This is a genomic window from Streptomyces sp. CO7 (genome assembly GCF_053474865.1).
The window spans coordinates 585,122-597,389 of sequence record NZ_JBRIOU010000004.1 but is presented as its reverse complement, the minus strand read 5'-3'; the positions used below and the strand labels follow the sequence as shown (position 1 = coordinate 597,389).

7 protein-coding genes are annotated in these 12,268 nt (G+C 69.4%); all 7 read left to right on the top strand.

Annotation, left to right across the window (positions count from 1 at the left end):
• Window positions 1-487 precede the first annotated feature (487 nt).
• The 7 genes from ACOV8S_RS15525 (at window position 488) to ACOV8S_RS15495 (ending at window position 11,912) form a co-directional block, all read left to right on the top strand.
• On the top strand, window positions 488-2,746 hold the full coding sequence (locus ACOV8S_RS15525; protein WP_448318872.1) for an ABC transporter family substrate-binding protein: 2,259 nt from the start codon (window positions 488-490) through the stop codon (window positions 2,744-2,746).
• Window positions 2,747-3,042: 296 nt separating this feature from the next.
• On the top strand, window positions 3,043-4,950 hold the full coding sequence (gene typA / locus ACOV8S_RS15520; RefSeq protein ID WP_448318409.1) for a translational GTPase TypA: 1,908 nt from the start codon (window positions 3,043-3,045) through the stop codon (window positions 4,948-4,950).
• A 702-nt stretch (window positions 4,951-5,652) separates the two neighbouring features.
• Window positions 5,653-6,687 (top strand): ABC transporter permease, encoded by a 1,035-nt coding sequence (locus tag ACOV8S_RS15515; protein WP_448318408.1) that lies wholly within the window; start codon window positions 5,653-5,655, stop codon window positions 6,685-6,687.
• A gap of 99 nt (window positions 6,688-6,786) precedes the next feature.
• Window positions 6,787-8,577, top strand: coding sequence for an ABC transporter substrate-binding protein (locus ACOV8S_RS15510; protein WP_448318407.1), 1,791 nt, complete (start codon window positions 6,787-6,789; stop codon window positions 8,575-8,577).
• 102 nt (window positions 8,578-8,679) lie between these two features.
• Window positions 8,680-9,657: an ABC transporter permease gene (locus tag ACOV8S_RS15505; RefSeq protein WP_448318406.1), complete on the top strand. Its 978-nt coding sequence runs from the start codon at window positions 8,680-8,682 to the stop codon at window positions 9,655-9,657.
• Between the two features lie 13 nt (window positions 9,658-9,670).
• On the top strand, window positions 9,671-10,735 hold the full coding sequence (locus ACOV8S_RS15500; protein ID WP_448318405.1) for an ABC transporter ATP-binding protein: 1,065 nt from the start codon (window positions 9,671-9,673) through the stop codon (window positions 10,733-10,735).
• Window positions 10,736-10,748: 13 nt separating this feature from the next.
• Window positions 10,749-11,912 (top strand): ABC transporter ATP-binding protein, encoded by a 1,164-nt coding sequence (locus ACOV8S_RS15495; protein ID WP_448318404.1) that lies wholly within the window; start codon window positions 10,749-10,751, stop codon window positions 11,910-11,912.
• The last annotated feature ends 356 nt before the right edge of the window (window positions 11,913-12,268 follow it).

The window sequence follows — 12,268 nt, the reverse complement described above, 5'->3', positions numbered from 1 at the left end:
GCCATACGCTCCCCCCTGTGATGCCCACCCCGTCACCATCGACCCGCACCCGGCCCCACCGGCGCACAGGGGTGCGCCGGTGGGGCCGGGTGCGGGTCGATGGTGACGGGGTGGGCATCACAGGGGGGAGCGTATGGCCGGGTGCGTCCGCTCGCGACCGGTATGCGTCTGAATCAGGCCAGGTGCAGGCTGTGGGTGGACGCGTAGTGACCGACAGTGATCCGGTCCGCGCCACCGCACCCCCACGCCCGGAACGGCCCCGGGACCCCTCCCCGTTCGGCCGCATGTTGCTCCCAACGGGTGGGATCCGCGGCGAACTGTCGCCGTGTCGGGGGACAGGAGTGCGTGGCGTCGCCTTCAGTGAGCCATAAATCTGATCGGTAAATCGGGAAAATCGACCGCAGGCCGCGTTGCCCGGACGTACGAGGAGCGGCTCGCCCCGGAGGCAGCAGTGACGTACCACCACCGTGTCGGACCGCGCGCCGTCATGCGCTCGGTCGTCTTTCTCACCGCGGGCCTGCTCGCGGTGACCACGCTGTCCGGCTGCGGCTCCGGGGAGCAGTCGAGCGAGCCGCTGGCCGGCCCGGACATCGCGCCCGCCACCCGTGAGCGGATCAAGGACGGCGGCACCCTCCGCTGGGCCGTCGACTCCGTCCCGCAGACCTTGAACACCTTCCAGTCCGACGCCGACGCCACCACCACCCGCGTCGCCCAGGCCGTGCTGCCCGCCATGTTCCGGCTGGACTCCCGGGGCCGCCCGCAGCGCGCCGCCGAGTTCCTGGAATCGGCGGAGGTGGTGAAGACCGAGCCCAAGCAGGTGGTGCGCTACAAGCTCGACCGGGCGGCGGTTTGGAGCGACGGCAGGAAGATCGGCGCGGCCGACTTCGCCGCCCAGTGGCAGGCGCTGTCCGGACGCAACAGCGCCTTCTGGACCGCCCACAACGCGGGCTACGACCGGATCGAACGGGTCCGGCGCGGCAAGGACGACCGGGAGGTCGAGGTCACCTTCGCCCGCCGCTACGCCGACTGGCGCTCGCTGTTCACCCCGCTGTACCCCAAGGACGTCATGGGCACCGCGGAGGCCTTCAACAACGGGGCCCGCAACGAGCTGCGGGTGACCGCCGGCCCGTTCGCCGTGAAGGAGGTCGACCGCGACGGGGGTGACGTCACCCTGGAGCGGAACAAGCGGTGGTGGGGCGACGCCGCCAAGCTGGACCGGATCGAGCTGCGCGCGGTGCCGCGGGAGAAGCGGACCGCCGAGCTGGTCGCGGGCAGGCTGGACGTCGCCGAGGTGGACGGCGCCCAGGCGCGCCGGATCACCTCCGCGGCCCCCGGTCCCGAGGGCACCCCCGCGCCCGGCGGGTCCGGGCAGCCGCTGATGGGCCCCGGCGCCGCGAAGGCGGCCGCGCCCCTGCTGCTGACCGGCGCGCCTGGAGCGGGCGTCGCCGGCACGGTGCGGGCCGCCGCGGCCACCCTCTCCTGGGCCGCCCTGCACGGCTCCGACGCGAAGGCCGCCGCGGCCGAGCGGACGGCGCGCGCGAAGCGGGCCGAGGCGGAGAAGAAGTTCGCCGCCGAGCAGCAGGGCCTGGGCCGGTACACCGTGCGCAAGTCGCTGGAGCCCGCCTACACCCAGCTCGCCCTCAACGGCTCCCAGGGCCCGCTCGCCGACGAACGGGTGCGCCGTGCGGTGGCCAGGGCGCTGGACCGCGAGGAACTGGCGAAGACCGTGCTGGGACCGCTGGGCCTGCCCACCGATCCGGTCGGCAGCCATGTCGCGCTCGCCGGGCAGCCGCACTACGCCGACGGCAGCGGGGCGCTCGGCGGCCACGACACCGAGAAGGCGCTGTCACTGCTGGCCGAGGCCGGCTGGAAGGCGGGCGGCCCGGTCAAGGAGCCGGCCGCCGGGGTGGCGGGCGCGGCCGGCAACGGGCCCGGCGGCAAGCCCGCGACCTCGCCGTCCCCGGGCGGCTCCCGGCCGGCCGGCACCGGCGACTCCACCGGATCCCCCTCCACCGCGGCCTCCGCGCCCGCGTCGTCCGCGGCGGCCTCGCCGTCCCCCTCGGTCGCGGAGGAGGACGACGGCGACGCGACCTACGTGGTCGGGGAGGACAACAAGCCCGCCCGGGACGCCCACGAGCAGCAGGGCGGCGGCATGCCCGGGGCCTACGCCCCGCGGGGCACCGCGGCGCCCGCCGGGGCGGAGACGGCACAGCTCGCCAAGGACGGCCGCCCGCTCTCGCTGCGGTTCGTGCTGCCGTCCGGCCCGGGCTCGGAGTCGCTGCGGGCGGTCGGCGACCGCGTCCAGCAGATGCTGCGGCGGGTCGGCATCCGCACCGAGATCACCCGTGTGCCGGACGACGGCTACTTCAAGGACCACGTCGCCAACGGCCAGTACGACCTGGCGCTGTACTCCTGGCCGGTCTCGGCCTACCCGGCCACCGACGCCCGGCCGATCTTCGCCAAGCCGGTCCCGGCGGCCGACGGGTCGCTGGTGGTCGAGCAGAACTACACCCGGGTCGGCACGGACGAGGTGGACCAGCTCTTCGACCGGGCCGTCGCCGAGCTGGACGAGGAGGAGGGGCGCGAACTGATGCGGCGGGCCGACGAGCGGATCTGGACGGCGGCCGGGTCGGTCCCGCTGTACCAGCGGCCGCAGCTGGTGGCCGTCGGGCGCACCGTCGCCAACGTCGGGGCGTTCGGGTTCCGCACCCCCGTCCACGAGGACATGGGTTTCCTGAAGAAGTGATCCCCGCGCAGTCGAGCGGCCCCGCCCCCTCCTCGGGGCGGGGCCGCTCCGGCACGGGAGGCGTACCGCCCCGGGCGCCGCAGGGGCCGCCGACGGGCGCCGAACGGGGCGACGGGCGACGCTGCGGAGGCGGACAAATGGGCGATGAGCTGGGCAGACTCTCCCTGGGGCGGGAAAAGCCGCCGTACCCCCGTACGATGGGGTAAGGCCGTGGCGTGCAACAGCCCGGCAGAAGGCCCCGCGCCACCCACCGAGGCGTGCGTCGGCCACCTCACACTCCGGGAGATAGTCGCAATATGGCCACGCGCCACGACATCCGTAACGTCGCCATCGTCGCCCACGTCGACCACGGCAAGACGACCATCGTCGATGCCATGCTCAAGCAGGCCGGCGCCTTCGCCGCGCACCAGCTGGAGTCCGTCGACGACCGCGTCATGGACTCGAACGACCTGGAGCGTGAGAAGGGCATCACGATCCTCGCCAAGAACACGGCGGTGAAGTACCACCCCAAGGACGGCGGGGAGCCCATCACCATCAACATCATCGACACCCCCGGCCACGCCGACTTCGGCGGCGAGGTCGAGCGTGGTCTGTCGATGGTGGACGGCGTCGTCCTGCTGGTGGACGCCTCCGAGGGTCCGCTGCCGCAGACCCGCTTCGTGCTGCGCAAGGCGCTGATGGCCCGCAAGCCCGTCATCCTGTGCATCAACAAGACGGACCGTCCCGACGCCCGCATCGACGAGGTCGTCAACGAGACCTACGACCTGTTCCTCGACCTGGACGCGGACGAGGACCAGATCGAGTTCCCGATCGTCTACGCCTGCGGCCGTGACGGCGTCGCCTCGCTGACCAAGCCCGCCGACGGCACGGTCCCCGAGGACAGCACCAGCCTGGAGCCGTTCTTCTCCACCATCCTGGAGCACATCCCGGCGCCGACGTACGACGAGCAGGCCCCGCTCCAGGCGCACGTCACCAACCTGGACGCCGACAACTTCCTCGGCCGCATCGCGCTGCTGCGCGTCATGAACGGCGAGCTGCGCAAGGGCCAGACCGTGGCCTGGATGAAGCGCGACGGCTCGGTCTCGAACGTCCGCATCAGCGAGCTGCTGATGACCGAGGCGCTCACCCGCAAGCCGGCCGAGGTGGCCGGTCCCGGTGACATCTGCGCCGTCGCGGGCATCCCCGAGATCACCATCGGCGAGACGCTGGCCGACCCGGAGAACCCGGTCGCCCTGCCCCTGATCCAGGTGGACGAGCCGGCCATCTCCATGGTCATCGGCACCAACACCTCCCCGCTGGTCGGCCGCGGCGCCACCGGTAAGGGCGCCGACAACAAGGCGGCCGTCAAGGACCGCAAGGTCACCGCCCGGCAGGTCAAGGACCGCCTGGACCGCGAGCTCATCGGCAACGTCTCGCTCCGCGTCCTGGACACCGAGCGCCCCGACGCCTGGGAGGTGCAGGGCCGCGGCGAGCTGGCGCTGGCCATCCTGGTCGAGCAGATGCGCCGTGAGGGTTACGAGCTGACCGTCGGCAAGCCGCAGGTGGTCACCAAGGAGGTCGACGGCAAGGTCCACGAGCCCGTCGAGCGCCTGACCGTCGACGTGCCCGAGGAGCACATGGGCGCCGTCACCCAGCTCATGGGCGTCCGCAAGGGCCGGATGGACAACATGTCCAACCACGGCTCCGGCTGGGTCCGCCTGGAGTTCGTCGTCCCCTCCCGCGGTCTGATCGGCTTCCGCACGGAGTTCCTGACGCAGACCCGCGGCACCGGCATCGCCCACTCCATCCACGAGGGCCACGAGCCCTGGTTCGGCACGCTGACCACCCGCAACAACGGCTCGCTGGTCGCCGACCGCTCCGGCGCCGTCACCGCCTTCGCGATGACCAACCTGCAGGAGCGCGGCGTGCTCTTCGTGGAGCCGGGCACCGAGGTGTACGAGGGCATGATCGTCGGCGAGAACTCGCGCTCCGACGACATGGACGTCAACATCACCAAGGAGAAGAAGCTCACCAACATGCGGTCGGCCTCGGCCGACTCGTTCGAGGCGATCGTGCCGCCGCGCAAGCTGTCGCTGGAGCAGTCCCTGGAGTTCTGCCGCGACGACGAGTGCGTCGAGGTGACCCCGGAGGCGGTCCGCATCCGCAAGGCCGTCCTCGACCAGCGCGACCGCGCCCGCACGGCCTCCCGCGCCAAGCACTCCTGACCCACCCGGCCGGCCGCCACGCGGCCGCGCACGGCCTGTTCCCGGAAGCCCGGGCGCCCCAGCGGGGGCGCCCGGGCTTCCGGGCGTTCCGGGGCACCTCGGACGCAAGCTCTTTGACTTGCGCGATGTCCGGTATTCGGCGCGCTTCGACCGGTAGCCATGTAACACGTCCGTTTCGTGGGCTTCTCGTGGTCGTCGGAATGTCTGGAGTCTGGGAATTTGGGTGCGAGATGTGATTGAACCGAGACCAATAGACAGTGGTCCCGGTCCGGGGTCATGGCAGATAGTTAGCGGCATGGCGCTTCGGTGAACAGTCCGCTGCCTCTGCGGAACGCGGTACGAACCATCGACGCCATGGGGGGTGTTCGTCCATCTGCCGCCGTCTCCGGTGGTGACGTGGCAGTGGCGTGCTCCCTCCCCTGTTGGTGAACACGTGGAGTCATGAGGAGGAGTCCCATGGGTGGTGTGACAAGCAGCCTGTGGGCCCGGTCGTCCGCCGGCCGCGTCCAGGCCTGCGGGCTCGACGACTGGCTCTGAACCCACTCCCGGTGGTCCCCGCGAACAGCGCTACGCGCGTAGGTACGTGGCGGCCCGCCACCACCCGGGTTCTCTGACACTTCATGATCCGGCCGACGGCCCGGTATCCGGCACAGGTGCTTCGGATGCCGAACGCGGCACACCCAGACGCGAGATGGGCGAACAGTGACAAGTCCGATCGAGATCGAGGACAGCGCGACCAAGGTCGCCGCCGACGGCGAGGCGAAGCCCAAGGAGGCGGAAGCGTCGCTGGAGGGCCGGTCCCCCGGTCAGTTGATGTGGATGCGCTTCAAGCGTGACCGCACCGGCGTGATCTGCGCGTGGGTCGTCCTCGCGTATTTCGTCATCGGCCTCGCGGCCCCGCTGCTCACCATGCTGAGCGGAACCGACCCGTACACCCTGTACGGCCAGGACCCGTCGTACGCCGACACCCCGGTGCTCGACGAGTTCGGTCTCCCGCTGGGCTCCTTCGGCGGCGTGTCCGCCGATCACTGGTTCGGTGTCGAGCCGCAGCTCGGCCGCGACCTGTTCGCGATGATGGTCTTCGGCATCCGCACCTCGCTGTTCATGGCGGTGGGCGTCACCATCCTGACCATCGGCACCGGAGTGGTCATCGGTCTGATCGGCGGCTTCGTCGGCGGCAAGACCGACTACTTCATCGGCCGGGTCACGGACTTCTTCCTCGCCTTCCCCAGCCAGCTGTTCTTCATCGCCTTCATGCCCGTGGTCACCGCGTTCTTCGTGGACCCGCGGGAGGAGACCCCGACCTACTTCCGGGCCCTGGCGATCCTGATCGTGCTGTGGATCCTCGGCTGGATGGGCATGTCCCGCCTGGTCCGCTCGACCGTGCTGGCGCTGCGCGACCGGGAGTTCGTGGAGGCTGCCAAGGTCTCCGGCGCCTCGAACTGGCGGATCCTCTTCAAGGAGATCCTGCCCAACGTGGTGTCCCCGATCCTCGTGCAGTTCACCTACACGCTGCCGAGCGTCATCCTCAGCATCGCCTTCCTCTCCTTCGCCGGCGTGGGCTTCGTCGAGCCGACCCCGGACTGGGGCCGTCTCTTCGCGAACGGCGCCGACTACACGGAGCAGGCACCGGCCTTCATCTTCTTCCCCGGTGTGGCTCTGGTGATCTTCGTCCTGTGCTTCAACCTCCTCGGAGACTCGGTGCGGGACGCGTTCGACCCCAAGTCTGGACGGTGACGTCGTCCTAGGTGGGGGGTGACTGCCGCCCCCAACGTCGGCTGCCAGCCGCGTCAGGCAGTACTCAGGAAAACAAACCGACAGGTAGGTAATCACCCAATGAGACTGATGAACTCGCGCACCAGCCGCGCGATCGTGGTCGCCTTCGCGGCCGGCTCGCTCGCCCTGACCGGCTGCTCCAGCAACGACGGCGCCAAGCCGAAGACGGACGCCAAGGACCAGAACGCCGCCAAGGACCAGGCCAAGCCCATGGTCTACGCGGACGCCGCCGCCTCCCAGGGCCCGGCTCCCGAGGTTGCCGGTGCCAAGAAGGGCGGCACCATCAAGGCGTACATGGAGACCGACCTGACCCACCTGGACCCGGGTCAGATCTACGTCTCGGACGCCGGTCTCTTCTCGAACCTGATCCACCGTGGTCTTACCAACTTCAAGGAAGACGACAAGGGCAACCTGTCCGTCGTCGGTGACCTCGCCACCGACGCCGGCAAGATGTCCGACGACGGCAAGACCTGGACCTTCACCCTGAAGGACGGTCTGAAGGACGCCAACGGCAACCCGATCAACTCGGCCGACGTCCGCCACACCGTCGAGCGCACCTACGCGAAGTTCATCTTCGACGGTCCGTCCTACCTGCAGACCTGGCTGAGCGGCGCGGACTACCGCAAGGCGCTGCCGGACGGCGGCTTCGGCAAGAAGCACCTGCCGGACTCGGTCCTGGAGACGCCGGACGACAAGACCATCGTTTTCCACTTCGACACCCCGCGCCTGGACCTGCCGCAGACGCTGGCCATGCCCGGCTACTCCCTGGTTCCCGAGGAGACGGACACCAAGGAGAAGTACGACAAGGCCCCGGTCGCCACCGGTCCTTACAAGATCGAAGAGTTCAAGAGCGGCAAGTCCCTCAAGCTCGTCCGCAACGAGAACTGGGACCCGGCCTCCGACGCGGTGCGCAACGCGTACCCGGACGCCTGGAACTTCGAGATCGGCGTCACCGGCTCCACCCAGACCCAGCGTCTGATCGCCGACAACGGCGAGGACAAGAGCGCGATCCAGTTCACCGGCGGCATCGACGGCCCGAAGATCCCGCAGGTCCTCAAGGACAAGTCGATCAAGGCGCGGACCGTCCAGGGCTACCAGCCCTACGTGATGCAGCTGACCTTCAACCTGGACAAGGTCAAGAACAAGACGGTCCGTGAGGCCATCGCCGTCGGCATCAACTCCAAGTCGCTCATCGCGACCGAGGGTGGCGTCTACGGTGGCGACGCGGCGCCGAACCTGTTCGCCCCGACCCTGCCGGGCTACGAGCCCGACTACGACCCCTACGGCCGTCTGAAGACGCCGCAGGGTGACGTCAAGAAGGCCAAGGAACTCCTGAAGGACGTTCCGGCCGCCGACAAGAAGATCGTCTACGCCTACCCGGGCAGCGAGGCCGGCCAGCTCCGCAAGGTCGCCGTCGAGGACGCCCTGACCTCGCTCGGCTTCGACGTGGTGGCCAAGGAGATCGACGCCGCCAGCTTCTACGAGCAGATCGGCAAGCTGGACAACCCGTACGACGCCTACATCACGGGCTGGGGCCAGGACTGGCCGTCCGCCGCGACGGTCGTCACCCCGATCTACGACGGTGACCTGGTCAGCGACGGTGGCTCGAACTACTCGCACATCAAGGACCCGAAGGTCCAGGAGCTGATCAAGAAGGCCCTGAACCAGAAGCCCGAGGAGGCCCAGGCCACCTGGCAGGAGGCGCACCACTACATCCTCGAGGAGGTCATCCCGGCCGCCCCGCTGTGGTACGCCAAGCAGTTCCAGCTGTTCGGCTCGAACATCGGCGGTGCCCGCTACAGCGTCGAGTCCAGCTACATCGACGTGAACAGCCTCTTCCTCAAGAAGTAAGGCTTTACGGCTGACCGCGGGGATGCGCACCAGGCGGAGCGCATCCCCGCGGTTCCGCGAGTTCCCGCCTTCCCCGTCTCCGCAGAGAGCAGCCTTCCCGCCATGTTCAAGTTCCTCATCCGGCGCTCGGTCGGTGCTGTCGTCACCCTGTTCCTGATCAGCGCGGCGACCTTCTTCCTCTTCATCGCCGGACCGTCCGACTATGCCTCGCTGGCGTGTGGCAAGGACTGCTCGCCTGCGAGACTCGCCGACATCCGTGCGGCACTCGGCCTCGACCAGCCCGTCTTCGTGCAGTTCTGGGAGTTCGTGTCCGGCATCGTGATGGGCCGGGACTACCCGACCGGTCACTGCCCCGCTCCCTGTCTCGGTGTCTCCTTCAGCTCCGGGGAACAGGTCTGGGAAAGCATCAAGGGCAACTTCCCCACCACCCTGTCGCTGACCCTCGGCGGCATGGTCGTCTTCCTGGTCGTCGGCCTGGGCGCCGGCATGCTCGCGGCGTACAAGAAGGGCAGCGCGATCGACAAGGTGTCCTCGGGCGCCTCGATGGTGCTGAGCTCCTTCCAGATCTACTTCCTCGGCCCGCTGGTCCTGCTCGCCCTCGTCTACAGCACCGGCTGGTTCGAGTACCCCAAGTACGTGCCCTTCACCGAGACCCCCTTCGGCTGGCTGGCCGGTCTGTGGATCCCGATCCTGGTGATGTCCACGATCTTCACCGCGCAGTACACGCGTATGGCCCGCTCCGAGCTCATCCAGCAGCTCCAGGAGGAGCACGTCCGCACCGCCCGTGCCAAGGGCATGAGCCGCAAGTACGTGTTCTTCCGCTACGCCTGGCGCGGTTCGCTCATCCCGATCATCACGGTGCTGGGCATCGACATCTCGGCGCTGCTCTCCGGCGGCGTGGTCACCGAGCTGACGTTCTCGCTCCACGGCATCGGCCGCCTGGCGGTCGAAGGCGCGCAGTACAAGGACCTCCCGCTGACCATGGGCGTCATGCTGTTCAGCGCCTTCTTCATCCTGGTGTTCAACATGCTCTGCGACATCGCCTACGCCTACGTCGACCCGCGCATCCGGCTCTCCTAAGGAACGATCCACAGTGACCACTCTGACCAAGACTGAGGACGCGGCGGCCCCGGCCGGCTCCGACAGCTTCCTCTCGGTCCGCGACCTGCGGGTGCGTTTCTCCACCGAGGACGGCATCGTCAAGGCGGTCGACGGCCTCTCCTTCGACGTCGCGCGCGGCAAGACCCTCGGCATCGTCGGCGAGTCGGGCTCCGGCAAGTCCGTCACCAACCTGACGGTCCTCGGCCTGCACAACCCGGACACCACCACCATCGAGGGTTCGATCAACCTCGACGGCCAGGAGCTGCTCACCGCCTCCGAGCGCGAGCTGCAGAAGCTCCGCGGCAACAAGATGGCGATGATCTTCCAGGACCCGCTGACCGCCATGTCGCCGTACTACACGGTCGGCCGGCAGCTGTCCGAGCCCTACATGAAGCACAAGGGCGCCTCCAAGAAGGAGGCGAAGGACCGCGCCATCCAGATGCTGGAGAAGGTCGGCATCCCGCAGCCCCGGCTGCGCTTCGACGACTACCCGCACCAGTTCTCCGGCGGCATGCGCCAGCGCGCCATGATCGCCATGGCCCTGATGTGCGACCCGGAGCTGCTGATCGCGGACGAGCCGACCACCGCGCTCGACGTGACGGTGCAGGCGCAGATCCTCGACCTGCTCAAGGACCTGCAGCAGGAGTTCGGCTCCGCCATCGTCTTCATCACCCACGACCTGGGCGTCATCGCCAACATGGCGGACGACATCATGGTGATGTACGGCGGCCGGGCCATGGAGCGCGGCACCGTCCGCGAGGTGCTCCGCGAGCCCCGTCACCCCTACACCTGGGGCCTGCTGAGCTCGATGCCGCGGCTGGACAGCGACGTGAACATCGCGCTGGAGCCGATCCCCGGCTCCCCGCCCTCGCTGCTCAACCTGCCCACCGGCTGCCGGTTCAGCCCGCGCTGCGTCTTCAAGGACCAGGTCCCCGGCGACCTGTGCACGACCGTCTCGCCCGCGCTGGGCGAGAGGCACGAGGACACCTCCTGCCACCTGACGGCGGAGCAGAAGCAGTCCATATTCATCGACAAGATCCAGCCCCGGCTGCGCTAGGGAGCACCGAGACATGAGCGACAACCTCACCGCCCCAGAGCAGAAGCAGCCCGAGGCCACCCCCGCGCCCGCGGCCGAGAGCAAGGCACTGCTCGAGGTCAAGGGCCTGACCATGCACTTCCCGGTGTACGGCGGCTTCCCGTTCAAGCGGAAGGTCGGCGCGGTCCAGGCCGTCGACAACGTGGACCTGGTGGTCCACGAGGGCGAGGCCCTCGGCGTCGTCGGCGAGTCCGGCTGCGGCAAGTCGACCACCGGCCGGCTGATCACCCGCCTGATGGAGCCCACCGCGGGCACCATCACCTACCGCGGCAACGACATCACCCGTGCGTCGCGCAAGGAACTGGCGCCGATCCGGTCCGAGATCCAGATGATCTTCCAGGACCCGTACTCGTCGCTGAACCCGCGGCAGACCGTCGGCACGATCATCAAGTCGCCGATGGAGATCAACGGGATCAACCCGCCCGGCGGCCGGGACAAGCGGGTCAAGGAGCTCCTGGAGCTCGTCGGCCTGAACCCGGAGCACTACAACCGCTTCCCGCACGAGTTCTCCGGCGGTCAGCGCCAGCGCATCGGCGTCGCCCGCGCCCTGGCGGTCAACCCCAAGCTGATCGTCGCCGACGAGCCGGTCTCCGCGCTCGACGTGTCCATCCAGGCGCAGGTCGTCAACCTGCTGAAGAAGGTGCAGGACGAGCTCGGCATCGCGTTCGTCTTCATCGCGCACGACCTGGCGATCGTGCGGCACTTCTCGCAGCGCGTCGCGGTGATGTACCTGGGCAAGGTCGTCGAGGTCGGCGACCGGGACGACATCTACAACCGTCCCCGTCACCCGTACACGCACGCCCTGCTGTCGGCCGTTCCGGAGGTCGAGGTCGAGGACGGCGAGCCGCGCGAGCGCATCCGCCTGTACGGCGACGTGCCCTCCCCGGTCAACCCGCCGTCGGGCTGCCGCTTCCGCACCCGCTGCTGGAAGGCCCAGGACAAGTGCGCGACGGAAGAGCCGCCGCTGGTCCAGATCTCCGGCAACCGCGACGGCCACCTCACGGCCTGCCACTTCCCGGAGGAGCCGACCACGCACCGCGAGGAGTCCGTCGTCCTCGACCCGGCGCTGAAGGCGCTGGAGGCCGAGCACGCCGCTCCCGCCGAGGGCGCCGGGAGTGCCGTCGGCGACAAGGACTGACCTTCCGGTCCGTCCGCACCCGAAGGGCCGGCAGGGGCATCACGCCCCTGCCGGCCCTTCGGCCTTTCCTCGCCCGGCCGGGCGACCTCCTCACCCGTACGGGTGGACATCGGGTGAACCGGAACGTCAACGGCGATATGCATCGTTCACCGGATGAATCGGTCGGCGATCGGCCGGCGATCCGCCGGTGACCGGTCACCGACGGCCGGACACCGACACGGGACCGGTCGGGCCCGGACAAGGGAGAGGGAGGCACGCCATGCGCCGAGGACGAGACGGGGGTGCGGCGGACGCCAGGCGCCCGCGCGTCGTGGCGGGTACGCGCACCGCCACCCGGACCCCGCGGCCCGCCACCC

Excerpts from the sequence above, each read along its gene's own strand:
- ACOV8S_RS15505 (WP_448318406.1), top strand. The coding sequence starts at position 8,680 with ATGTTCAAGTTCCTCATCCGGCGCTCGGTCGGTGCTGTCGTCACCCTG.
- ACOV8S_RS15495 (WP_448318404.1), top strand. The coding sequence starts at position 10,749 with ATGAGCGACAACCTCACCGCCCCAGAGCAGAAGCAGCCCGAGGCCACC.
- ACOV8S_RS15525 (WP_448318872.1), top strand. The coding sequence starts at position 488 with ATGCGCTCGGTCGTCTTTCTCACCGCGGGCCTGCTCGCGGTGACCACG.
- ACOV8S_RS15510 (WP_448318407.1), top strand. The coding sequence starts at position 6,787 with ATGAGACTGATGAACTCGCGCACCAGCCGCGCGATCGTGGTCGCCTTC.
- typA (WP_448318409.1), top strand. The coding sequence starts at position 3,043 with ATGGCCACGCGCCACGACATCCGTAACGTCGCCATCGTCGCCCACGTC.